Here is a 26,393-nt window from a genome sequence, read left to right as displayed (position 1 = left end):
AAGGAGTTACCAATGGAACTATTAGAAGCTTTCCTCTTATTTATCTGTGCAGTAATTATTAGTTCTATTATTTATAATAGGTTTCCTAAAATTCCTACTGCTTTTATTCAAATCGCATTGGGTGTCTGTCTTTTTATTTTACCTATTCCAATTCATTTTGAATTTGAATCTGAAGTATTTATGATGGCAGTCATCGCCCCATTATTATTTGTCGAAGGGACACACGTTTCTCGTACTAAATTAATGGAATATCGAAAACCAGTCATTTTAATGGCAATGGGTCTGGTCTTCACAACCGTTATTGGTGTAGGTTTCTTTATTCACTGGATTTGGCCAAGTTTACCTATGCCCGCTGCATTTGCTATAGCAGCCATTCTTTGCCCTACCGATGCCGTTGCAGTATCCGCTATTACAAAAGGTAAAGTCTTACCAAAGGGTTCAATGTCAATACTAGAAGGTGAATCATTACTTAATGACGCTGCCGGTATCATTTCATTTAAAATTGCAGTTACCGCGTTAGTAACAGGTAGTTTTTCTGCCTTTGATGCCATTAGTCAATTTATTATTTCAACCATTCTTGGTATTTTAATTGGTGTTATCGGTGGTGCATTAGTGGTTCGCTTAAGAATTTATTTAACTGCTAATAAAGGATTAAAAGATAGTAATACCTTAAATTTTATTCAGTTACTGACACCTTTTGCGATTTATTTTATCGGTGAAGAACTCCATGCCTCAGGTATCATCGCTGTCGTTGTTGCTGGATTAATTCATGGCTTAGAACGCAATCGTTTAATTCGTGCCCAAACTGAATTACAAATGAATTACAATCAAATTTGGAATACGTTAAGTTACGCTTTAAATGGTTTTGTCTTTGTGGTATTAGGGTTCATGGTCCCTGAAGTATTTATGGAAATTATTCATAAAGAACCTCAAAATATTACATTCCTTATCACTACTACCTTACTTATTGCACTTGCGATATATGTCTTTAGATACATATGGGTATATTTATGGTTCAAAGATTTTTATTATCCTAAAAACGTGCAGTCTTATCTTGATGAGGAAGAAGATGCCGGTCCGCCTAAACGTAGTCATTATGCCTTTATAATGACAATGTGTGGTATACATGGGACGATTTCGCTCTCTATGGCACTTACATTACCTTACATGATGAATGAAAATCATGAATTTACATATCGCAATGATCTATTATTTATTGCCTCATTAATGGTATTAATTAGTTTGATTGTCGCACAAATCGTCTTACCTATGATTACGCCTTCAGAAAAGATCTCAGACTTTAAAGGTATGACCTATCAATCTGCTAAAATATTTATGGTTCAGAATGTGCTTGATCGTTTTAAGAACAAGGCAAAAGACAATAAAAATGTAGATTATCGTCCAATTCTCAATCAATATTTCAATGAATTATCATTCTTAATTAATATGGAACCTGATAATCAAAATACGAAAGAATTGCGTCGTTTACAGGAAATCGCTGAAAAAGAAGAAACAACAACGCTTGAACGTTTAATTGATAAAGGACGTATTACTAAAAAGGATTTAACAGATTATCGCAATGTGATGGAATTCAGTCAATCTTATCGTGAAATGTCATTCTTAAGAAAAGTAAGCCGTTTTTTCAAAATGATCTTCTTACGCTTTAAGGCTAGAAAAGATTCGCGAAAGGAAGCACACAAAATTCATAAAGAAGACCGTGCGCTTATGAGAGAAGAACATAAAGCAACTTCTAAAGAGGATCGTGCATCAGTTAAAGAAAAAAGAGAAGAATATAAACAAGAACGTAACAAAGTTAAAGAAGAACGTAATGAACAACGCAAACAGTTTGCGAATAGTTTCAACAAAGTGCAACACATTATGCGTGTCGTTAATCACAATATTATTATGAAAATGCGTGAGGAACAAAACAGTTCAAATGTACTTGAAGTAAGTTTAATTATTAACCAGTATCATGCATTGTCACGTACAATTCGTCAAAATCAAAATAGAAAACAACAAAAAGCGGAAAATAAAGAAGTTTATGCTTTAACTACTCAACAACAACAGGAACTCAAACTTGAAGCATTATATATCCAACGTCAACTACTTGATGAATTAATTTCTCGCAATAAAGTATCTAATGAAATTGCGACACAATTGCGTGAAAATATAAACTATAATGAAATCGTGTTAGCACACGAAGCGCAACACTAAATAATTAAAAAGCAGGAACTTGAAATTTTAATTTACAAGTTCCTGCTTTTTACTATTTCTGTAATTTAAATGGTACTGTCGCTAAGATAACGTTTTTTTGATAGAATAAATGCATTTTCAAACGTATACTTGTTTGGTTATGCAAGAAATTATGCCAAGATTTTTTAGTGATGAATTGTGGTACTACCACAGTAATCACATAATTTTTATCATTCGCTTTTTTATTAATTTTATCAATAAAGCGTGAAATTGGACGTATCACGCTGCGGTATTCTGAATGTACAACAACTAAACGCACGTCTGGGAAATGGTTTTTCCACTTTTCAACAAAGTCTTTATCCGCTTCGTCACCAAATGATACATGCACAGCAATAACATCGTCAGCAATCATCTGTGCGTAATAAACTGATTTATCTATGGCTGATGTAATAGTACTTACAGGTACAACAGCTAAGTTTTTATCAACTATAGGCATATCTTGTACCATTGCAGTTGATTTCAATTGTTTCGCAATATCTTTATAGTGAGAATTAATACGTAAAAATACGTAAACCACAATAGGTAAAAAGATTAAAATTGGCCATACATGTGAAAATTTAGTAATTAAAAAAATCATAAACACGATAAAAGTAATCGTGCCTCCAACTGCATTTGCGATGAGTTTAGTAGCCCATCCTTTTTCACGACCTCTAATCCATTTAAGCACCATGCCATATTGCGCTAATGTAAATGGAATAAACACACCCACTGCATATAATGGAATTAAGTTCTCAGTTTTACCATTGAAAATAATAATTAACAAAATGGCACAAACACCTAAAGTAATAATTGAATTAGAATAACCTAAGCGGTCACCACGAACTCTAAACATGCGAGGCATATATTTATCTTTCGCCATACTTGCCGCTAACATTGGAAAAGCTGTGAAGCCAGTATTGGCAGCTAATACAAGAATCATCACTGTAGTAGCTTGTACAAAGTAATAGCCAACATTATGTCCTAAAACATTTGCGGCTAATTGTGATAATACTGTCGTCTCAGCTTGTGGCATAATACCGTACCAATAAGCTAAACCTACAATACCTACTAATAAGAAGGCTAAGATACCCCCCATAGTTAGTAATGTTTTAACAGCATTTTTAGGGCCTGGATCTTTAAAGTTTGTAACAGCATTGGAAATGGCTTCTACCCCTGTGAGTGATGAAGCCCCTGATGAAAAGGCTTTTAACAACAGGAATAACGTTACACCTGGTACAGCAGTACCTACACTTGCATGCATATGAGGTGTCGCTTGGCCTGTCGCAACTTTCCAAACACCGATTATAATCATAATAATTAACCCGATAATAAATAAATACACTGGATATGATAATACAGTAGCCGATTCAGTTAAGCCACGTAAATTCATAATCAAAATAAATAACACTAATAAACATGCGATTAATACTTTGTGATGATATAAAGATGGGAAAGCTGCCACAAATGCATCAGCACCTGACGCGATACTAACAGCTACCGTCAATATATAATCAACAAGTAAAGAACCACCTGCAAGTAAGCCCCATTTCTCTCCTAAATTATTCTTAGACACCATATAGGCGCCGCCACCTTTAGGATAGGCATAAATAATTTGACGATACGATAAGATTAACGCAGCCAATAGAATTAATACAGCACAAGCAATAGGTAACGTATACCATGATGCAATCGCTCCTACAACAGATAATGTAATCAAAATTTGTTCAGGACCATAGGCAACGGATGACAAGGCATCGGATGATAAAATGGCTAGCGCTTTGAAATTACTAATTTTCTCATTTTTTAAATCTCTATTTCGTTTAGGCTTACCAATTAAAAGTCTTTTAAATTGAGTGAACATTTAACCCTTACCTCTTTTATATTCAATTTCAATGGTAAAATATACTCCCATTTTCACTAAAAGTATAGCCACTAGCATAAGATTTATTAGATATTTATACCCTAAAAGTTACTTTTTACTATTATATTTTCAGGTATATTTTTATAATATAGCTATCTCAAAAATATTGCTAACAATGTATAAACCCCTTTATTGAGCTATTTCAAAAAAATGTTGCTATACTTATCACAGTTAATTATTTAGATTGCCTACGATAAAAATAATTATTTAAAGGAAAAGAATGAATGAAAAAGAAATTATTAATAAGTGGTATTATTTTACTGATTATTGTGATTATCATTTCAGTTGGAATTAAAATGAAACCTAGCTATTCTATGTTTAGTCCATCCTCTCAGATATATATCGATAAAATGGTTACAAATGAAATGAAGGATGACCACATACCTGGGATGTCGGTATTGATTATTAAACATAACAAAGTTTTTCTTAATAAAGGCTATGGCTACGCTAATGTTGATAAGCAGATTAAAGTTTCTCCTAAAACACGTTTTGAAATTGCCTCTAACACAAAAGCTTTTACTGGCTATGCCATTATGCAATTAGTAGAAGATGGGAAAATTAATATAAACGATAAAGTGAGTAACTATATACCTGGATTTTATATGAAGTATAAAGGTAAGAAAGAAGATATTACTGTTAACCAATTAATCGCCCAAACGAGTGGCATTCCTGGCGATATCACAGATGATGATAAAGTCACAAAAAAGAACAACAATTTAGCGGGCATCGTAGACAGTATAAAAGGACGTAAACTTAATGCTAAGCCAGGGAAACAGTTTGAGTATTCCAATATGAACTATGATATGTTAGGTCTCATCGTACAAAATGTCTCTCACGAATCTTATTCAAACTATATGAAGAACCACATTTTCAAACCATTAAATATGCGTCATTCAACGACTAAAGAAAGTAATGAGAAAAAGACTAACGACGCGCAAGGATATAAAGTGAAGTATGGTAAAGCTTATGTGGATAATCCAGAATTCAACCTGGGTGATAATCCTGCCGCTTATATGATGACAGGTACTAAAGATTTAGAACCATGGATTCGTTTCCAACTCAACTCACATTCGAAACAAAGTGCATTAATTAAGGAAACGCATCAACCTAAGGTAAAAACTGAACAAAAAACTTCACCAACAAGTTATGCTACAGGTTGGTTCGTAGATGAAAATGCTAAAGATACACTGGTTTATCACCCTGGCACATTAGAGAATTATTCATCTTATATCATTTTGAATCCTAAAAAAGATTATGGTATCGTGGTGCTCGCTAACGCTTATTCTAAAAATGTTCCAGAACTGGCCCACCATCTGGATACTCAGATGAGCGCAAATCAACATGTCACTACGCTTCAGAATTTAATCAATCAATGGCAAGCAGTAATCATTGCATTTACAGTTATCATAACTCTAGCAATAATCAGTAGTTTCGTGCTTATTTATCGTCATCTCATTAGTCATAAACCGTTGAAGTTCGATTTCAAATCACGCAATATCCAACTTAGGCTCTTAATGTTAATTGTCGCTTTTGCGCTGATATTAGGTATGATCCATTTATTGCCATCCATTGTTTTAGCCAATACAGACTGGCAATTCATTATGTCTTGGTTACCTACATCTGCTAAAGTCGCATTAATGAGTATACTCGTACTTCTAACAAGTCTATTTGCTTTTATATTCTTGAAAATTATAACAACAACAACTAACTTAAAAGATAACAAATAATCTGTGCAAAAAAGTATAAAATATACTGAAGTGTGATAAGCTAAACATATTAAAGACTAAGATTATTAAAGACCTCAATGCATAGGAGTAGAGACATGAAAAAGAAATGGTCCTTATTCTTTATGAGTCTTATTGTATTATTAGCGGGTTGTGATTATTCTCATAAAGAAGATCAACATGGATTCTTTTATACAATATTTGTCAGACCAATGGATGCACTATTACATTTCCTAGGTCGCTCATTCCATGACAATTATGGTTTGGCAATTATCGTGATTGTATTAATTATTCGTCTTGTGTTGATGCCTTTAATGTTTATTCAAGTTAAGAATATTCACGTTGTGCGTAACAAAACGAAAGTTGTGAAACCTGAAATTGATAAAATCCAAGAAAAGATTAAACATGCTGAAACACCTGAAGAAAAAAGCGCAGCAAATAAATTGTTGATGAAGAAGTACAATGAATATGGTATCAACCCATTTAAAAATTTAATTGGCACATTACCAATTTTAATTCAAATTCCTATATTATTAGGATTGTATACTTGTATTAAATATCCTACTAGTGGTGGGATTATCCAACATCCTCACTTCTTATGGTTTAATTTGATGCATACTGATATCGCAATGACTTGTATTGCTGCCTTGCTTTATTTTATTCAACCACTAGTAAACTCAATTCACTATCCTAAGAATGAACGCAGAACGTATTACGTTATGATGATTTTGTCTCCATTATTTATCATCTATGCTTCCTTACAATCTGCTTCAGCATTGAGTTTATATTGGGCAGTAAGTGCAACATTCTTAATTATTCAAATGCATTTTGCGCATAGCCATTACGCTAAGATTGGTAAAGCTGAAGGTGAAAAGTTACGACAACGCATTGAACGCCAACGTCAGAATTCAAACACACCATCACAAACAGAAGTTACACAAGACCAATAGATACAAAAGAGGAACTGAAACTATGAATTGTTTCAGTTCCTCTTTCTCATTGTATGGTTATTTCAATGGATGCATGCCGTCTTTCCAAGTATTATAAATTAATTTACCACCTTGAGCTTTAAATTTATCGTTAGTAATGCCTCTTTCAAATGGTTGCGCAGGTTGAATCGTCACTTTAGGATCAACACCAACTTCTTCAGCATACCACTTCGCAAAGTCTGAACCTTTAACCGGTTCATCATCTGCCACATTATAGATACCATTGTCGAAATCAATTGCTTGAATTGAAATTTCTACTGCATCGTCTAAGTGCACAAATGATGTTACACCATCAGATAACGTCACTTCACCATCTTTGAATTGATTATAAATCATGCCATCTTTACCATACCAAGTACCAGGCCCATATAACCAACCGAAACGTAAGATAACATATTTATCCATACGTGCTGTTTCTTTTTCAAGACCTACAACACCGTCAACCGTAATTTTACGATCGCCTTCTGAATTGTAATCAAGTGGTGTTTCTTCAGTAGCTAAACCTTCACCCGGTTCATACATAAATCCAATACTTTGTGCGACAACTTTCTTAACATCATATTTTAAAGCAGCATCAGTTAAGTTTTTGCCACCTTCAACACGTACTTTCGTGTTCGCCGCCATGTCCACATTTTTTAAATCAGTAATTTGATTAATAATAATTTCTGGACGAAAATCTCCAATAGCTGCGTCAATTGTATCTGCTTTTAAGATGTCGCCGATATACGCTTTGACATTAAGGTTTTCTAATTTCTCTTTACCTTTTTCTGAAGTCGTGAATCCTGCTACTTCATGACCTTCTTCATTTAAACGTTGTACTAATCTTGTGCCGATTAATCCTGTCGCACCTGTCACAAATATTTTAGCCATAACTTATACTCACCTTTCTATTTCTCTATTTTGAAAATGAATATCTAAACTTGTCTTTATTTTCCAGAATGACGAACTAAATCAATTGTATTCATCCATACAATATGACCGAATAATTCTGAAAGACGCTCTTCAATCGGTAAATCTTTAACTGGAGGCGTCAATTCAAGTTTCGGTAAAATATATTCATGGAATGCGATATGAACGGCTATACCGAATAATGAACCTTTAAAAGCTGTGACTTTTGAACATTTTTCAGCTAATAAACCATAAGCTAACCCATTCGCCACTGAAAAGCCGTAATGAATGCCCATCACCGTTATAGGAACATCATTTCCGTTGTAGCGATACGTTGCATTTTTAATGTTTTCAGGTAGACCCAATTTATTAAGTAATGTCATTGGCGGTGGCTCTTCATCGCGTTCAGGCGTTCTAGGAGGTACGAGACCTTCCCAGCCCATCTTTACAGCACCACTTAATAAACCACCTACAACGCCAGTAATAAGGATCCGTTTAGTTGTTTGATTCATTATTATCACAACTCCTATTTTGTCGATAATCTTTTCAATTATTTATTGTTTTACCCTAAAATTCAAATTTTTAAAAGTAAACATAATTGAAGCCTTTGAATATCACATTTATATGCAACTTCAAAGGCTGAAAATATTTAGCTTATTTCGCGTTGCGTTGTTCTTCTTTAGCGTGCACCATGTTAGCCACAAATTGGTTAACTGGCGCTTCAATACGATGTTCAACACCTAACTTTGCTACAGCGCCATTGATATAATCAATTTCAGTTAAACGATTATTGTTAATTAAATCTTGATACATTGACGGGAAATGAGGACCCACTTTATCATTTAAATCAATTAGATATTGATACACTTCATCTGCATTTAAATGTACACCATCGATTGTTGCAACTTGAACAATTTCTTGAGTAATTTTATAAATCAATTTTCTTGCATAGTCACTTGCATTTAAATTAGATAAACGACATTCTAAAATCGTACATAATGCATTGGCAGTACCATTTACGCAAATCTTCTTCCATATTGATTGTTGTAAGTCTTCGCTTTTATGAGGTTTTAGTTGTGCTTTTTCTAAAATATTATATACGATATCAACATTAGCTTGACCTTCTTCTACAAGCGCACCAATTTCAACCGGACCCGCCCCCATTAAATGCGTATGCCCTGGTGATTCTAAACCAGCCGTCCAAGTTGTTACACCTCTTACGATACGTGCTTCATCTACATAGTTTACAATTTTACGCTCATGTTTTAAGCCATTCATCGTACAAACCATAATTGTTTGATCATGAAGATGTGATTGAATATGTTGCAACATATCATGAAGTTGCATGGCTTTAGTGAATAAAAATATTACATCATATTTAGCATCTTTAGGAATATCAGTATCTTGATACATAGGAATATTCAAATGATGCTGTTCTCCATTGATATCAATATGTAAGCCATCATTTTTAACGGCTGTAGCTTGAGGTTCCCAACCGTCAATTAATGTTACATCATAACCGTGGCGATATAACATTGCACCAAATCCACTGCCTAATGCGCCTGAACCAGCAATCGCTATTTTCATATGTCATAACTCCTTTTTTCTTGATATTGATTTTAAAATACTACTTCACTTATTGTCAGTCAATATTGTTTGCTAAATATTCTTAATTTTTAGATAAATTAAGCCCTTTATTTTAAAAAAATGGGAACAATACAGAAATCGATTTTAATGAAAGATTTCTATATCATTCCCATTTAAGGATATAATATTAAATTTTACCTACTTTTTTTGGAACTAAGAATAATATAACAAGGAATGCAATTAAAGCAATACCTGCGTTGAAGATTACACCAGATGCGCCACCAAGTTGTAAATTCATTTGTGATGCGCAAAATCCATAAATGGTACTAGACATTGCTACACCAAATGCATTTCCTAATGATGAAGCCATCTTATACACACCAGATGCAACCCCTACTTTATCATCAGGTGCTTCAGCTACAGCTGTATCTGTTGAAGGTGTCGCGTATGTACCTAAACCAATACCGAATAATAAATAACCTATAATACTTGAGATAATATAAGCAATGTTTGGTAAAAATGTTAGTGATAATAAGAGTAAACCAACAAAGGTAAAGGCACTACCTGTTAATAATGGTTTTCTTGCGCCTTGTTTTTGTAATAACTTTTCACCTACACGTATCATTACAAGTACAGCTACAAGATACGTAATTGAAATTAATCCCGCTTGTAATGAACTAAATCCTAATTGACTTTGATAATACGTGTTAACAACGATTAATGTACCACCAGCTACACCATTTAACATAAAGTTAGAAAGTGTCGCCCCACTGTATCCTTTATTTTTAAATAAATGAAAATCAACAAGTGGATTCTTAGCTTTAATCTCACGAATAATAAAGAGGACACCAGCTATTAAAAATACTGCGCCTAGCGTTAAAATCATTGGTGACATTAATCCACGATCTGCGGCTTGAGTCACCATAACATTGACGCTCAATAATGTAATTACAAGTAAGATTAAGCCTATAACATCAAATTTAGATTTATTATCTTTCTCGCCGGGCTTTGGCTCATTTTTCGTTTCAGGCGTGTGTTTCATTAAAAAGAAGGCCAAGATAGATAACGCGATAGACACAATAAATATCCATTGCCAACCAACTGAAGACGCCATTAGGCCACCAAATAGTGAACAGATACCACTACCGCCCCATGAACCTATTGACCAGTAACTCACGGCACGTTGTCTTTCTTTTCCAATGTAATATTCATTAATAATTGCAAGCGTTGATGGCATAATGAACGCACCTGAAAGCCCCTGTAATGCACGTCCAATTAATAATAGCCAAGCAAACGGTGCAATAATTAATAATAATGATCCTATAATATTTAATGCTAATCCCAAATAGGTCATCTTGACGCGCCCAAATTTATCAGCAATATCCCCAGCACCCACAATAAATAAACCTGAGAATAATGCGGATAAACTCACTGCGATATTGATTGTGCCCATATCTGTATTAAATGACGATTGTAGTGTTGGCACGACATTTACGAGTGATTGAGCAAACAACCAAAACGTAAGTACGCCTATAATGATTCCTATGAGTAATTTATTATCTCCCCTAAATTCTTTTGAAGACTCCATTTGAAAAACTCCTCCTAATATACCCTAAAAAATAAACTAAAATAGTTTATATTTAAAACCTTATCATAATTAAGCTTAAATGACTTCACAAAAAACTCTATTTTTCAAAATTATAATTAATTAGAATATAGAAACTTCATTTATATTAATAAATTTCATATTTTCGTAAATATAAGTATTACTTTATGCCTATCTACTTCAATTTCTTCATATTATAATAAATAATGTTATATTATATATTTTTAAATTTTAACAATAGGTGTTAGTCGATGTTTAACTTATTTATATTATTACTTGAACGTGTAGGTTTAATTATTATCATTGCCTATATATTAATGAACATTAATCATTTTAAGACGATGATGGGTGAACGAGAACAGCTTCGTTCTCAATGGCAATTAACGATTCTTTTTGCTTTGTTTGCGATTCTTTCAAACTTTACAGGGATAGAAATTGAAAATGGCAAAATCATTTCTAGCAATATTTATTATCATTTAAGTGATAATGCTTCGCTCGCAAATACACGCGTACTTACGATTGGCATGTCTGGACTAATTGGTGGGCCTTTTGTCGCAATTATTGTAGGTATTATTTCAGGGGTCTCACGTATTTATATTGGTGGCGCAAATGCATACACATATTTAATATCTTCCGTTATTATTTCATTAATTTCTGGATTTTACGGCTATCGAACAATGCGTCGTTATACCTATCCCAAAGTATTAACAGGCGCGATTATTGGTATTGTAAATGAAGCTATTCAAATGGCATGTATTATTCTTTTTTCAAATGATATGGCATCGGCTTGGTCGTTAGTACAATTTATTGGCCTCCCTATGATTCTTATTAACAGTTTAGGGACTGCTATTTTCTTATCTATTATTTTGTCTACGTTACAGCAAGAAGAACAAACGCGTGCAGTTCAAACCCATGACGTTTTAGAGTTAGCGAATAAAACATTGCCTTATTTTCGTTCTGGTCTAAATGAAATATCTGCACGGCCCGTAGCTGAAATTATTTTAAAATTAATGAAAGTATCGGCCGTGGCAATTACTAATAAAAAAGACATTTTAACTCATGTCGGTGCAGGCAGTGATCATCACGTTGCTAAAAAAGAAATCATTACTCACCTTTCCAAAGAGGTGATTCGAACAGGTCATTTAAAAGAAGCTCATTCTAAAGAAGAAATCGGTTGTAATAATCCACATTGTCCTTTGACTGCAGCTATTGTTATTCCATTAATGATACATAACGAAGTAGCTGGGACATTAAAATTCTATTTCACGGAAGAAAATAATATTACACACTCTACAAAACAATTGGCACGAGGGTTAGCGGACATCTTTTCAAGTCAATTAGAATTAGGCGAAGCTGAGACACAAAGCAAACTCTTAAGAGATGCAGAAATTAAATCTTTGCAAGCACAGGTCAATCCACATTTCTTCTTTAATGCGATTAATACAATTTCAGCATTAGTACGTATTGATAGTGAAAAAGCACGTAAATTACTATTACAATTAAGCCAATTCTTTAGATCTAATTTGCAAGGTGCGCGCAATAATACGATTACACTAGATAAAGAATTACAACAAGTAGAAGCATATTTATCATTAGAACAAGCACGTTTTCCTAACCGATTTATCATTCAATATCATATCGATGAAGCGTGCAAAAACGCACTAATTCCACCATTTATTATTCAAATTCTAGTGGAAAATGCGATCAAACATGCATTTAAACATCGTCGAAAAGATAACGTGGTACGTGTAGAAGTTTATAGTGAACAACATCAACTTCTAATTAGAGTGAGTGATAATGGAAGCGGTATTGCTGAAGATAAATTACCAATGCTAGGACAAATGAGCGTAAATTCCGATACCGGTACAGGCAGTGCATTAGAGAACCTTAATCGTCGTTTGATTGGACTTTATGGCACAGAAGCCAAACTACATTTTAAATCTACTTCAAAAGGCACGATTGTTAGTTGTCAAATTCCATATAAATCATAATATAAAGGAGGAAATTGAAGTGAAGGCATTAATTGTGGATGATGAACCTTTAGCTCGTAACGAATTACATTATCTACTTAACGAATTATCTCAGATTGAATTAATTGAAGAAGCTGAAACTGTCGAAGAAACATTAGAAAAATTATTATATGACACATATGACTTAGTCTTTTTGGATATTAATTTAATGGATGAAAATGGCATCGACTTAGCGCATAAAATTCAAAAAATGAAGCAACCGCCTTATATAATTTTTGCTACGGCACATGATACCTTTGCGGTAAAAGCTTTCGAACTTAATGCTATAGATTATATTTTAAAACCGTTCGAACTTGAAAGAGTCGCTCAGGCAGTACAAAAAGTTGAAAAAGCTATTCATTTAAATACAGGCAGTAGTGAAGAAGATACTCAAGAAGACGTAGCCACTGCATCTATATCTGAATCCAATATGACTAGTAAATCTGTCATTCCCATTGAAGTAGATGAACGTATTTATGTTCTTCATATTGAAGAGATTGTAGCTATTTCTGTCAACACAGGCGTTACGACCATTATTACCTTGAAGCGTACTTATCAAACTACCGAACCACTAACACATTTTGAAAAGAAAATAGCAGCACATAAATTCATTAAAATTCATCGTGCTACAATTATTAACAAAAAATATATTGATAGCGTCGAACATTGGTTTAATTATACATATCAAGTCACTATGACGACTGGCGATAAATTCCAAGTTAGCCGTTCATTTATGAAAAATTTCAAACATGAAATTGGATTAATATAATAATTATTAAAGATGAGTATTGAGGACAAATCAAATTACAGTGATATTGTTCCCCTACTCATCTTTTTTGATTTTCAATTTTATCATGATTCTCACCTTTAAAATAATGCAACTCATCGTTAAATATTTGTAACTCACTTTGAAAAAGCTCTCGAGTAAACGTTTTCATACTAAACTATAGACAAAGAAATAAAGAGAGGAAGCGTAGCATTATGGCACAACAATCATCACAAACTACAAATGCTAATGAAAGTAATAAAGTTTCAAAAACGTACAATTTCTTTCAACAAGCATTAACGATTTCTGTTGTATTATTAATCTCTAAAATTATCGAAAGTTTCATTCCATTTCCAATGCCTGCTTCAGTCATTGGGCTCGTACTATTATTCATCTTGTTATGTACAGGCATTGTAAAATTAGGCCAAGTGGAAAAAGTGGGAACCGCTCTTACAAACAATATTAGTTTCTTATTCGTTCCAGCTGGTATTTCAGTTATTAATTCGCTACCACTTTTAAGCCAGCATCCAATTTTAATTTTATTATTAATTATTATTTCAACATTATTATTACTAGTCTGCGTTGGATTTGTTTCACAATTATTCGTAACTAAAACATTATTTCCAACTAAAGAACAAAACGAAAAAACAAAACTTGGGGAGGGTAACTAATGGCTGAACATTTAGGAATTACAACACCATACTTTGGAATACTTGTATCACTGATTCCATTCGTCATTGCACAATATTTTTATAAAAAAACTAATGGCTTTTTCTTACTTGCTCCTCTATTCGTAGCAATGGTGGCAGGAATCGCCTTCTTAAAAGTTACAGGGATTAGCTATGAAAACTATAAAATCGGTGGCGACATCATTAATTTCTTCTTAGAACCAGCCACAATTAGTTTCGCCATTCCACTATATAAGAAACGTGACGTACTTAAAAAATATTGGTTACAAATCTTTGGTGGTATTGCAATCGGTACACTAATCGTACTTATTTTAATTTATCTTGTTACTGCAATTTTCCAATTAGGCGATAAAATTGGTGCTTCAATGTTGCCACAAGCTGCTACAACAGCTATTGCCTTACCAGTTTCTGAGGGTATCGGTGGCGTAAAAGAATTAACATCACTTGCTGTTATTCTAAATGCCGTAGTTATCTCAGCACTTGGACCGAAAATTGTAAAATGGTTTAAAATTTCAAATCCGATTGCGCGTGGTTTAGCTTTAGGAACAAGTGGTCATACACTAGGTGTAGCCGCTGCGAAATCATTTGGTGAAACCGAAGAATCAATGGGTAGTATCGCTGTAGTTATTGTAGGCGTTATCATTGTAGCGATTGTACCTCCTTTAGCTACTTTCTTATTCTAATGTGATATTCCTTTAATTTAACATTCGATTTAACAAAGAAAAGCGTTGATTAACAAGTAGTAGACTTATCTACCTCACTTGTTAACCAACGCTTTTTAATATATTAATTCACACTTTGAACTTGTTTATTCTTGTTATTTTTATTAGTTGGGTCTAATTTTCTTTCTAAATAACGTAAACCTAAGTCAATAATAATTGCAATTAATGCAATAGGAATAGCTCCCGCTAAAATATAGACTGTACCATCTGTTGAGTTCGTACCGCGAATGATGATGTCACCAAGTGTTGGTGCACCAATAAATGACCCAATCGCCACAATACCAATCGCTACAACAAGTGCGATACGAATGCCTCCGATAATAACAGATAATGATAAAGGCAATTCAATCATGCGCATAATTTGATTACTTGTCATACCCATACCTTTACCAGCATCTTTAATGTTATGATCTACTTCTGTAATTCCAGTATACGTATTTTTTATAATAGGAAGTAACGCATATAAGAATACAGCCACAACTACTGTTGTTGGTCCTAAGCCTAACGCTAACATCAAGATAGCCAACATAGCAATAGCAGGTACCGTTTGAATAATATTCGCTATCGTGATGATTGGCCATGCTAACTTAGAATAACGTGCAATAAGTATTCCTAATGGAATTCCAATAATACACGCGAATAGCACACCATAAATCGACATTAATAAATGTTTAAAAAACAACTCCATAAGATAGCCAAAGTTCAAGGTATAATATTCATAAAGTGAGCTTAATAAGTTACCTTTCATTATTTTTGACCACCTTTCTTATCATCTTCGAAATAGTTATGTTTTTTCACATACTCTTCAGCAATAACGGCAGGTTCTTTACCTTTACCATCCGCTTCATAGTTTAATTTCTGCATATCTTTTGTACTAATTTTATTTTCTAATTTCGTTAATGCCTTATCGATTTCTGGATTATCTTTAATTAATTTTTCTGTCGCTAATGGACTACCATCATACGGTGGGAAGAATTTACGATCATCTTTTAGAACTTTTAAATTATAAGCTGCGATACGTCCATCCGTTGAATATCCTACAGCCACATCTAATTTTTTATTCTTTAATGCGTCATACACTAAACCAATTTGCATTGGACGTGCACTCGCAAACTTAAAGCCATAATCTTTTTGGAAGGCCGGATAGCCATCTCCTGCACGGTTCATCCATTGCGTATCCATACCTAAACGCAATTCATCTTTATATTTTTTCAAATCTGAGACCTTTTCCAAATGATATTTATCAGCAACTTCTTTAGTCACCATAAATGCATAAGTGTTTGCAAATCCAAATGAATTATAATATTTTTGATCATATTTCTTTTTGAAAAGTTTTTGCGACTCTGCCATCGCCTTTTTCGGATCTTTGGTAGGTGGCGCATCTAATACACTGGTCAATTCTGTTCCTGTATAACGTACAGCTGACATATTAACATCGCCACGTTGTAACGCATTATGTTGGATTATACTTGATCCTAAATTACCTACAATCGTAGGTTTAATCTTTCCATCTGTGTAATGTTCAATCATTAATTTCTCAATATTGGCCATTATTTTCGTTTCACTCGTTTCAGTAGCAGTGATTTTAACACTGTCTTTCGCATTGCCGTCGCCTAGACCTGGTAAACCACATCCAGATAATACTACGAGGGACAATGCCAGAAGTATGAAAGTTATTTTAAACTTTTTCATAAATTTAAAAATCCTCCCTTTTCAATTATCTAGATACTTTAAGTCCTTTAGGCACGGCCCACTTTTCAACTAAAGAAAGCAAGAAGTCTACAAGTAAGGCTAAACAAGTAACAAGAATAGCAGCGCTAATAATCATCGGTGGTTGATATAAATTTAATCCATTGAATACTAGATCCCCTAAACCACCTGCACCAACATAACTTGCTAACGTTGCCCAACTAATGACATACACACTTGATAAACGAATGCCACTAATAATTAATGGTAAAGCAAGAGGCAATTCCACATCTTTCATTAATTGAAATTTTGTCATGCCCATACTTGTTCCAGCTTGAATAATATTTTTATCAATATTTTGTACCCCAAGTACGGTATTATTTAAAATTGGTAATAATACATAAATAAATAATGCGACAATCGCTGGCGTCTTACCTACACCAAAGATTGGAATCATAAGTGCTAATACGGCTAACGTCGGTATTGTTTGAAGCACACCCGCAATCGTTAACACTACATTCGCAGTACGTTTTGTTTTAGACAATAAAATACCTAATGGTACCGCTACGACAATCGCAATTAATAACGCGATGACTGAAATATAGAAGTGTTCGATAGTTTTTGATACGAGTTGGCTTCCATATTCTTGGAAAAATTCCTTCATTAACGATCAACTCCTGAATCATGCGTTTCATCTAAGTTCTCAGTATCAAAACGATCGGTGACATCTTGTTGTTTATGTGTCGCATCTTCCTGTTGGTGTTGTGCAATCGCTTTTTTCTCTTGATTGCCGATTTCATTCTCACGTTCTACATCATTCATATGTGAGTCTGACAACTCCATTTCATCATCGCCTTCACCCCAAATTGAGTCGTATACGATATCTACTAAATTAGCACGTGTAATTAAACCAATTAGCGTATTATCGTTATCAACAACGGGCACATTTCTCACATTACGTTTAAGTATTGTACGCACTGAGTCTTGTAATTTTGAATCTATATGTACTTTATAAACATCACGTTGCATCGTATCGATAAGTTCTTTTCTTTGACGCAAACCTTGGTTAATATCTTCAATATCTAAAAATCCTAATAAGCGATTATGATTATTCACTACGAATATTGTATCGACACGTCTTTGTCTCATAACATTAACCGCATCATTCAATGAATCATCGGCTTTAACTGTAACAGGTGTAATCATCGCATCTTCAACTGTTCTCATATTAGGACGATCTTGAATTAATCTATTTTGTCCAATAAACTCTTTAACAAAATCATTCGCCGGATTTCTTAAAATATTATCTGGCGTATCATATTGCACAATCTTACCTTGCGACATAATACAAATACGATTAGCTAATTTAATTGCTTCGTCCATATCATGCGTAACAAATATAAACGTTTTCCCTAACTTTTGTTGTAAATCTTTTACTAAATCTTGTAGCGTATCTCTCGTAATAGGGTCCAATGCACCAAACGGTTCATCCATTAAGATAATATCTTGTTCAGCTGCTAGTGCACGTACCACCCCTATACGTTGTTGTTGACCTCCCGATAATTCTGAAGGGTAACGGTCTAAATAATCTTCCGGTAAATCAACTAGCTTAATTAGTTCTTTTGCTTTCTCGTCTTTCTTTTCTTTAGACCATTTTAAAAGTTTCGGTACTAACACAATGTTTTCACGAATGGTCATATGAGGCATGAGTCCAATTTGTTGAATCACGTAACCAATACTACGACGTAATTCTACTGGATTCATGTTACGAACATTCTTCCCATTCATTTCAATCGTTCCTTCAGTGGCTTCAATCATGCGATTAATCATTCGCAATGCTGTTGTTTTACCACTACCACTTGTCCCAATAAAAGCAATAAATTCCCCGGATTCAATGTCTAATGAAATGTTATCTACCGCTTTTTTATTCCCTGAATAAATTTTGGTTAAGTTTTTAATACTTAGCGTCATTAGCTTTCTCCTTCCTAATTTAACCCTGAAGAAAAATAAACGAACATAAAAAGGCCAAGAGTCCCATTGTTAAACAAATGTGTCATAAGTCAAACAAGGGCCACATGGCCTTTGCTTCATGAAATTTTAGTAAATTCAATTTCTATGAAATTCGTTGATTTTTCGTCATTTATTAATATATACCCTATATAATTTTTTGAAACGTTACTTATTTAAAATAATTAAAAAAGTTTCACAATTCTTTTTTTATGCTTTCAAACGTTAAAGTAACCCAATAATTAAGGAGACTAAAATAATATTTATTAAATGGAAAAATTAAATAGCACTAAATATTATAAGCGTCAATAAAATTCATTAAATTGTCAAAATTTTCGAAATCAATCGCTTATTTTTACTAGGAAAAATTGAATTCCTCCAACGTTAGTATTAATCTAAAGATGTAATAAGTATTTAACGAAGGGAAGTTTTACTTTATGAAAGCAGCAGTATGGTATGGTCAAAAAGATGTTCGAGTTGAAGATCGCGAACCTAAACAATTAAAAGATAACGAAGTGAAAGTTAAAGTATCTTGGGCTGGAATTTGTGGTACTGATTTACACGAATATCTAGAAGGACCAGTATTTATTTCTACAGATAAACCTGACCCATTCTTAGGTCAAAAAGCACCTGTTACTTTAGGTCATGAATTTGCTGGTGTGGTTGAGGAAGTTGGTAAAGATGTAACTAAATATAGAAAAGGCGATCGCGTAGTTGTTAACCCAACTGTTTCTAAACGTGAAAAAGACGAAAGCGTAGATTTATATGATGGTTACTCATTCATCGGCTTAGGTTCAGATGGTGGTTTCGCAGAATTCACTAATGCTCCTGAAGAAAATGTTTACGCTTTACCTGAAAATGTATCTGCTAAAGAAGGTGCATTAGTAGAACCAACAGCTGTAGCAGTTCAAGCTGTTAAAGAAGGTAATTTATTATTTGGTGACACTGTAGCTATCTTTGGTGCAGGACCAATCGGTTTATTAACTGTCGTTGCAGCTAAAGCAGCTGGTGCAAGTAAAATCTTCGTTTTCGACTTATCAGAAGAACGTTTAGCTAAAGCTAAAGAAGTAGGCGCTACTCACGTTATTAATTCTGGTGATGTAGAACCTGTTGAATATATTTATGAACACACTGAAAATGGTGTAGACGTGACTTTCGAAGTAGCTGGTGTAGGTGTAACATTAGCACAATCTGTTAAAGTAACACGTCCTAGAGGTACAGTTGTTATCGTTTCTATCTTTGCGCATGAAGTTAACTTTGACCCAATGTTATTAACTAACTCTGGTGTTCATTTAGCTTCAACTATCGCTTACTCACCTACTACATTCCAACAAACAATTGACTTAATTGCGAACGGAAGCTTAGATGTTAAGAGCGTAGTAACAGATGAAATCGAATTAGAAAACATCGTTGAATCTGGTTTCGAACAATTAGTAAACGACAAATCACAAGCTAAAATCCTAGTTAAATTAAACGGCTAATCTATTGATTAAATTATAATATCATTCCCTAAGAGCCCCTCCATAAACCACATTATGGAGGGGCTCGTTATGTATTCAATACTTCGTATTGCTAACTTATATTTCTAATGCAGTTCTTAAATGGATTTTCATTCCACTTTAGTTGTAAAGAAATTCTTAGATGAACATTCAATCATTCTGTTGTGATGCTTGCCTAGGGGGCTGGGTCGAGCCTTGGTCTCGACACTCATCCTGCTCCCTCAGGCGTCACACAACGTCATTCGTAGTTTATCCTTAGAATTTCTTACATAAGTGCAAAGCACTTATGTTCATTAATAATTAACATAGGAACCTCCACAACTGCACTTCGTAATCTATCTTAGAATACTTTTCACAACTGTTTTATTACTTAATTTCATAAAATTATTATTCTCATTAGATACTCATCACAATACTAAGTATTTATAGTAATTATCCATTTAACTAAATTTAAAAGATAATGTATTTTTCTACATTAATGAAAAAATTTATAAATTAAGTAAGTTGTATTTAAACTTCAGTATTTATCTTAATACAAATAATAAGATGTATAAGTATTTAAAAAAACAATAATGATTAGCCTAGTACAATTAACTAAGTATTTAAGTATTATTGACTAGGAGGTTCTACGTTTATGTAAGTAGTTCTAAAATGGATAATGGAACGTAGTTGAGCGTGGGGCCCCAGCACAAAGACTTTCGCGTAGAAAGTCTACAAACAAAGCAAGCTGAGGAAAGGAACTTAAGTGTATACACACTTACGTAAGTAGTTCTAAGATGAATAACGACTGACGTTGCGCGACTCTTGGCGGAAAAGAAAGAGCTTAAGACTACAGGCTTGAGCCTTTCCCGCAAGAAAGCGTCGCAACAAAAATGAGTGAATGTTCATCTTAGAATTTCTATACAACTTAAGTGAAATGACCATCCATTGAAGAACTACATTTTACTTATCATGCATGCCTTTGCCTTCTAAAATATGATTAAAATATTTCTCAACTCTATTTTGCCTTGTCTGGCTACGTTTCGCTTGTGAAATATGATAAATATATTGATGTTGACGTCCAGGCGTTAAATTATAGAACGCCTCTTTAAACTCAGGTACATCATCCAACTTACTTTGTAATTCTTCAGGTATGTCGTAATCCTCTGTCTTCTTCAATTCCACTTTCTTGCCCGCTTTTTCCACTTTAATCGCTTCATTCACATAATAAAGAATCTCATCACGACGTTCTTTAATCTCATCTAACGTTTCAAACCTCAATTGTCTCGCTGCTTGAACTTTTTCCGTTTGCTGAATTAACGTATGATATTGATCTTCCAAGATAGCGCCTTTGTGAAAGAGAAGCGCTACATAATGTTTAAAGCCATGGATTAATACCACATTTGCTCCATTTAACGTATAACAGGGATGCATCCATTTATAGGTCTCTTCTAATTCAGTTTCTTCAAATATTAAATTTCTAAGATATTGATAAGATTCCTTCCATTGACTATCCTTTTCCAAAAAAGCTAAAACATTATCATTTGCCTGCTTATGCGTCATTTCTAACACCTTCCGATCAATTAATTTGGTAACAATACAGTTATTATATTATTTAAGTTTATAATTAACTATTGATAACACAATATTTTGCAAATTTACTAAAATGTAAATTGACTAATTATACGATAAGCGTATAATTAAAAAGTGTCATTTTATATGAATACTAAAACAATTTTAAAAGGAGTATTTATGGGACAGAACAATAACGATAGTAATAAAATTAGTCTGACTCAATTAGTGCTACTTGGACTAGGTAGTTTAATTGGTTCTGGTTGGCTCTTCGGTGCGTGGGAAGCTTCTTCCGTAGCTGGTCCTGCCTCAATTATCTCGTGGATTATTGGATTTATTGTCATTGGAACAATTTCATATAACTACATTGAAATCGGGACTATGTTCCCACAATCTGGTGGGATGAGTAACTACGCACAATATACGCATGGATCTTTACTTGGATTTATTGCTGCATGGGCAAATTGGGTCTCACTTGTAACGATTATCCCAATTGAAGCTGTATCTGCGGTTCAGTACATTAGCTCTTGGCCATGGGATTGGGCAAAGCCTACCAGCGCTTTAATGCATAATGGAACAATTAGTACGATTGGCTTATTTGCTGTATATATTATCATCATTATCTTTTCTTTATTGAATTATTGGTCAGTAAAATTATTAACATCATTTACAAGTTTAATTTCAATCTTTAAATTGGGTGTACCTTTATTAACAATTATTATGTTAATGCTTTCTGGTTTCGATACTAGTAACTATGGTTCATCAATGGGTGAATTTATGCCATATGGTAGTGCCCCAATCTTTGCTGCCACAACAACATCAGGTATCATTTTCTCATTTAACGCATTCCAAACAATCATTAATATGGGATCTGAAATTAAAAATCCTGAAAAGAATATCGCACGAGGTATCGCAATTTCTCTAACGTTAAGTGCGACATTATATGTTGTTTTACAAAGTACATTTATTACTTCTATGCCACAATCAATGATTCATGAACATGGTTGGCATGGTATTAACTTTAACTCACCATTCGCAGATATGGCGATTTTATTAGGTATCAACTGGTTAGCGATTCTATTATATATTGAAGCTGTAGTTTCACCATTTGGTACAGGCGTTTCATTCGTAGCGATTACAGGTCGTGTTTTAAATGCGATGGAAAAAAATGGCCATATTCCTAAATTCTTAGGAAAAATTAATACAACATACAACATTCCACGTGTTGCGATTGTATTTAATGCCATTATAAGTATGGTCATGGTAACTTTATTCCGTGACTGGGGCGTACTTGCGGCTGTTATCTCAACAGCAACATTAGTTGCTTACTTAACTGGTCCAACGACAGTAATTGCTCTACGTAAAATGGGGCCTAAATTACACCGTCCTTTCCGTGGTGCATTGTTAAAAATTATGGCGCCATTATCATTCGTCCTAGCTTCATTAGCAATTTACTGGGCAATGTGGCCAACAACTGCCGAAGTAATCTTTATCATTATTTTAGGTTTACCAATTTATTTCTTCTATGAATATAAAATGAATTGGAAAAACACTAAAAAACAAATCGGTGGTAGCTTATGGATTATCATTTATTTAATCTTATTAGCAATCATGTCATTTATCGGTAGTAAAGAATTTAAAGGTATTAACTTAATTCACTACCCTTACGATTTTGTCGTGATTATTGTCTTAGCGATTATCTTCTATAAAATCGGTACAACTAGTCATTTCGAAAGTATTTACTTCAAGCGTGCTAAAAAGATTAATAAAAAAATGAAAAAAGATACACTTGAACAAGCGAAACAAGAAGCTACACAAGAACAAGCAGAGAAATAAATTTAATCAATACCAAGCGTGATAGTTACTTCACGCTTGGTATTTTTTATTGTGTTTCTTAGTGCTATAGTTAAGTTGAATGAAGTAAGAAGAAGGAGGTCTAACATGGTAACGATCACTACGTCTTTCGGGAAGATTCATGGCATCAAGGAAGATGAAATCATCAAATTTTTAGGAGTTCCTTATGCCTATCCACCTAAACACCATCGTCGCTTTAAACATTCCGAGTTATATACATCATGGAATCATGATATTGAAGCTACACATTTCAAAGATATTCCTCCTCAACCTTATAATAAGTTAGAAACTTTCTTTTCTTCTGAACATGTCACTTTCCCACAAAACGAGGATTGCTTATATTTAAATATCTGGAAACAAAATAATGAGGATAAAGACAAACCTGTAATTATTTATTTTTACGGTGGTGGCTTTGTGAACGGCCATGGTTCTGCTGAGTTATATACACCTGAAGCTATCGTTCAACAACATGATGTGATTGTAATCACATTTAACTATCGTTTAGGTGCTTTAGGCTTTTTAGACTGGTCCTATTTTAATGAAACGTTTGATAAAAATAATGGTTTGTCGGATCAAATTAATGTATTAAAATGGGTTCACCATTATATTGAAAGCTTTGGAGGAAACCCTCATAACGTTACATTAATGGGGCAATCTGCTGGAAGTATGAGTATTATGGCATTAATGCAAATGCCTGAAATAGATACATTCTATCATAAGGTAATGTTACTCAGTGGTACTTTGAGACTCGATAAAAAAGAAACTGGCTACCTAAAAGCACAACATTTCCATAAATTGATAGTTACTCACTTTCAAAATAAAGGGCTAGAAGATTTAACAGTATCAAATATATTGAAATTACAAGCTTTAGATGAGGCTTCACGTGGCAAATCCAAAGGCTTGGAACTGATTTACGCGCCTATTGAAGATGACTCTATGAGTCGCCCATTGTCACATTTCACGAAACCTGTCGTCGTAGGCGTGACTAACAATGAGGGAGATTGTTATATTCGCAACGAATCTCGTAAATTAGAGGCATCACGCTTTGTAAATGTCATGACGTTAAATGATATTGATATCGACGAAGCAAATGCACAAACTGGCAAACAACAAGCACAACTTGTAACTGATTTGTATTTTAAAACGCCTGCCCTTCAATTATTAGATACACTGTCTCTTTCAACGCGATGGTTTTTACGTTTCGATTGGTGTTTACCAAACACTTCTGATTTTAATAGTGCCTATCATATTCTAGATCTTGTTTTTTGGTTTGGGAAAATGAATATCCTTAAAGCGCACGGCATTAAAAACTTAACTTCAGAAATTAAATTAAGCGAACAAATGACAAGCGATTTAGTAACTTTCGCAAAGTCAGATACAATGCCATGGCAACCTTATCATTCAAATAATAAAGAGCCACACATATACAAATAAGGCGTACCGCAAATGTTGCGATACGCCTTTGTTTTTAATTCTTCGCATAATGTATATTTTTAAGAGTAAGCACTATGATTAAACCTACTAGTCCTATGAATGCACTGACGAGTGTGACCGCTTCAACTGACATATTAGAAACAACCAAGCCTCCAATAATACCACCAAAACCAATGCCGGCATTAAGACATGACATGTTCCAACTCATCACTTGGCTTGTGTCACCCTCTACGTGTTCAATAATTCCGCTTTGAATCGCAGGGTTCGTACTCCATTGAACAATGTTCCATATAAATAGTCCTACTAATAATAGAAGCGTAGTAGATAATATTAAGTTAATAATAATCATCATGACGATAAAGACTGAGAAAGCAATAATCAACCAACGTTTACTTGTCAGTTTATCTGCCAATACGCCTCCCATTGAGGTACCAACAACACCAGCAACACCGTTAACTAATAATGCTAATGAAACAAAGCCCATGTTGTGCCCATTTTCCAAAATGAGAGGATTAATATAAACAAATGTCACGGAATTAGCGATTAAGATTAACAACGTAATCGCAAGATATTTCACAATTTCGGCAGGTCTTAAGATGTGAGAAGTTTGTTGCCCACTGTCATCGATATGATTATATTGTCGATTGGCAGAGTTAAGTTCTGAAATGGTAGGTAAATATTTAATCATCAGTAAACCAGCAATCAGACTTACTAAAATAATAAAGACAAATGTAAATCTCCAACCAATCCAATCACCTATCATAGTACCGATTGGCACACCGAAAACATTGGCACCACTGAAACCGGTATAAACGACACCAATCATCTTCCCACGATTTTTAGGCGCTGTAAGCATAGCAGTTAAAGCAAGTACTTTCACGATAATTAAAGAAGCAGCTGCAGAAGAAATAATTCGTCCAATAACTAAAATGGTAAAATTCGGGGCAATTGCGATGATGACATTCCCTGCAATAAAGACAACTAAAGTCCAAAGTAATACTGGACGTGCCGAAAAACGATTTGTCAGTTTAACCAATATAGGACCACAAATCGCAAAGGTAAGCGCGTAAAGCGTAACAAGTTGACCAACGACAGCTTCAGAAACGCCTAAATCATCACTCATTAAATTCATAATTCCAGCGACCATCATTTCAACCATCCCAACGATAAAGACGCTAATGATAAAGGTTGCTATACGCATGATAGACATGCAGAAATCTCCTTTC

Annotated in this window: 21 protein-coding genes; 10 read left to right on the top strand and 11 right to left on the bottom strand. The window is 34.0% G+C overall.

Annotation, left to right across the window (positions count from 1 at the left end):
- Positions 1-12: 12 nt before the first annotated feature.
- The gene (locus tag MT340_RS02540) at positions 13-2,214 is read left to right on the top strand and encodes a cation:proton antiporter domain-containing protein (protein ID WP_243588652.1); all 2,202 of its coding nucleotides are present in this window, start codon (positions 13-15) and stop codon (positions 2,212-2,214) included.
- A 52-nt stretch (positions 2,215-2,266) separates the two neighbouring features.
- Here MT340_RS02540 and MT340_RS02535 read toward each other — a convergent pair whose 3' ends face one another.
- Positions 2,267-4,093: an APC family permease gene (locus MT340_RS02535; protein ID WP_243588651.1), complete on the bottom strand. Its 1,827-nt coding sequence runs from the start codon at positions 4,091-4,093 to the stop codon at positions 2,267-2,269.
- 284 nt (positions 4,094-4,377) lie between these two features.
- Between MT340_RS02535 and MT340_RS02530 the strand changes: the two genes are divergently transcribed.
- Together MT340_RS02530 and yidC are read left to right on the top strand one after the other, a co-directional pair.
- Positions 4,378-5,880, top strand: coding sequence for a serine hydrolase domain-containing protein (locus MT340_RS02530; RefSeq protein WP_243588650.1), 1,503 nt, complete (start codon positions 4,378-4,380; stop codon positions 5,878-5,880).
- Positions 5,881-5,975: 95 nt separating this feature from the next.
- Positions 5,976-6,827, top strand: a complete 852-nt coding sequence (yidC, locus tag MT340_RS02525; RefSeq protein ID WP_243588649.1) for a membrane protein insertase YidC — start codon at positions 5,976-5,978, stop codon at positions 6,825-6,827.
- Positions 6,828-6,884: 57 nt separating this feature from the next.
- On the opposite strand, the gene MT340_RS02520 is transcribed toward yidC, so the two are convergent.
- The 4 genes from MT340_RS02520 to MT340_RS02505 all read right to left on the bottom strand — a co-directional run bounded on the left by MT340_RS02520 (position 6,885) and on the right by MT340_RS02505 (position 10,929).
- A complete protein-coding gene (locus MT340_RS02520) occupies positions 6,885-7,736 on the bottom strand; it encodes an NAD-dependent epimerase/dehydratase family protein (protein WP_243588648.1) in 852 nt (283 codons plus the stop codon).
- A gap of 56 nt (positions 7,737-7,792) precedes the next feature.
- Complete coding sequence (locus MT340_RS02515) at positions 7,793-8,266, bottom strand: DUF1440 domain-containing protein (RefSeq protein ID WP_243588647.1); 474 nt, start codon at positions 8,264-8,266, stop codon at positions 7,793-7,795.
- A 142-nt stretch (positions 8,267-8,408) separates the two neighbouring features.
- Entirely contained in the window at positions 8,409-9,341 is a 933-nt protein-coding gene (locus MT340_RS02510; RefSeq protein WP_243603554.1) for a 2-dehydropantoate 2-reductase, read from the bottom strand.
- Positions 9,342-9,528: 187 nt separating this feature from the next.
- Positions 9,529-10,929 carry an MFS transporter gene (locus MT340_RS02505; RefSeq protein WP_243603553.1) on the bottom strand — a complete coding sequence of 467 codons (1,401 nt, stop codon included), beginning with the start codon at positions 10,927-10,929 and terminating at the stop codon, positions 9,529-9,531.
- A 269-nt stretch (positions 10,930-11,198) separates the two neighbouring features.
- Between MT340_RS02505 and MT340_RS02500 the strand changes: the two genes are divergently transcribed.
- The 4 genes from MT340_RS02500 to lrgB all read left to right on the top strand — a co-directional run bounded on the left by MT340_RS02500 (position 11,199) and on the right by lrgB (position 15,094).
- Complete coding sequence (locus MT340_RS02500; protein ID WP_243588645.1) at positions 11,199-12,938, top strand: sensor histidine kinase; 1,740 nt, start codon at positions 11,199-11,201, stop codon at positions 12,936-12,938.
- Positions 12,939-12,957: 19 nt separating this feature from the next.
- The gene (locus MT340_RS02495) at positions 12,958-13,725 is read left to right on the top strand and encodes a response regulator transcription factor LytR (RefSeq protein ID WP_243588644.1); all 768 of its coding nucleotides are present in this window, start codon (positions 12,958-12,960) and stop codon (positions 13,723-13,725) included.
- A 212-nt stretch (positions 13,726-13,937) separates the two neighbouring features.
- Positions 13,938-14,393 (top strand): antiholin-like murein hydrolase modulator LrgA, encoded by a 456-nt coding sequence (gene lrgA, locus MT340_RS02490; protein WP_243588643.1) that lies wholly within the window; start codon positions 13,938-13,940, stop codon positions 14,391-14,393.
- A complete protein-coding gene (gene lrgB, locus MT340_RS02485; RefSeq protein ID WP_243603552.1) occupies positions 14,393-15,094 on the top strand; it encodes an antiholin-like protein LrgB in 702 nt (233 codons plus the stop codon). Before lrgA ends, lrgB begins: the two co-directional genes overlap by 1 nt.
- Before the next feature lie 103 nt (positions 15,095-15,197).
- On the opposite strand, the gene MT340_RS02480 is transcribed toward lrgB, so the two are convergent.
- Genes MT340_RS02480 through MT340_RS02465 form a run of 4 tightly spaced genes read right to left on the bottom strand, consistent with a single transcriptional unit; the run spans position 15,198 to position 18,793 of the window.
- On the bottom strand, positions 15,198-15,881 hold the full coding sequence (locus tag MT340_RS02480; RefSeq protein WP_243588641.1) for an ABC transporter permease: 684 nt from the start codon (positions 15,879-15,881) through the stop codon (positions 15,198-15,200).
- Positions 15,881-16,825 carry an osmoprotectant ABC transporter substrate-binding protein gene (locus MT340_RS02475; protein WP_243588640.1) on the bottom strand — a complete coding sequence of 315 codons (945 nt, stop codon included), beginning with the start codon at positions 16,823-16,825 and terminating at the stop codon, positions 15,881-15,883. The genes MT340_RS02480 and MT340_RS02475 overlap by 1 nt, the downstream gene beginning before the upstream one ends.
- Before the next feature lie 25 nt (positions 16,826-16,850).
- A complete protein-coding gene (locus MT340_RS02470; RefSeq protein ID WP_243588639.1) occupies positions 16,851-17,486 on the bottom strand; it encodes an ABC transporter permease in 636 nt (211 codons plus the stop codon).
- On the bottom strand, positions 17,486-18,793 hold the full coding sequence (locus MT340_RS02465; protein ID WP_243588638.1) for a betaine/proline/choline family ABC transporter ATP-binding protein: 1,308 nt from the start codon (positions 18,791-18,793) through the stop codon (positions 17,486-17,488). The genes MT340_RS02470 and MT340_RS02465 overlap by 1 nt, the downstream gene beginning before the upstream one ends.
- A gap of 473 nt (positions 18,794-19,266) precedes the next feature.
- Between MT340_RS02465 and MT340_RS02460 the strand changes: the two genes are divergently transcribed.
- The gene (locus tag MT340_RS02460; RefSeq protein ID WP_243588637.1) at positions 19,267-20,310 is read left to right on the top strand and encodes a 2,3-butanediol dehydrogenase; all 1,044 of its coding nucleotides are present in this window, start codon (positions 19,267-19,269) and stop codon (positions 20,308-20,310) included.
- A gap of 960 nt (positions 20,311-21,270) precedes the next feature.
- On the opposite strand, the gene MT340_RS02455 is transcribed toward MT340_RS02460, so the two are convergent.
- A complete protein-coding gene (locus MT340_RS02455) occupies positions 21,271-21,870 on the bottom strand; it encodes a YdeI/OmpD-associated family protein (RefSeq protein WP_243588636.1) in 600 nt (199 codons plus the stop codon).
- Positions 21,871-22,059: 189 nt separating this feature from the next.
- Between MT340_RS02455 and MT340_RS02450 the strand changes: the two genes are divergently transcribed.
- Positions 22,060-23,715, top strand: coding sequence for an APC family permease (locus tag MT340_RS02450; protein ID WP_243590225.1), 1,656 nt, complete (start codon positions 22,060-22,062; stop codon positions 23,713-23,715).
- A 105-nt stretch (positions 23,716-23,820) separates the two neighbouring features.
- Positions 23,821-25,167, top strand: a complete 1,347-nt coding sequence (locus MT340_RS02445; protein WP_243588635.1) for a carboxylesterase family protein — start codon at positions 23,821-23,823, stop codon at positions 25,165-25,167.
- 34 nt (positions 25,168-25,201) lie between these two features.
- Here MT340_RS02445 and MT340_RS02440 read toward each other — a convergent pair whose 3' ends face one another.
- The gene (locus MT340_RS02440) at positions 25,202-26,377 is read right to left on the bottom strand and encodes an MFS transporter (protein WP_243588634.1); all 1,176 of its coding nucleotides are present in this window, start codon (positions 26,375-26,377) and stop codon (positions 25,202-25,204) included.
- Positions 26,378-26,393: the final 16 nt, after the last annotated feature.

The sequence above is a fragment of the Staphylococcus sp. NRL 16/872 genome, from assembly GCF_022815905.2.
In the GTDB taxonomy this organism is placed as follows: Bacteria; Bacillota; Bacilli; order Staphylococcales; family Staphylococcaceae; genus Staphylococcus.
Note: the sequence above shows the minus strand (reverse complement) of the source record. Positions and strands in the feature narration are given on the sequence as shown.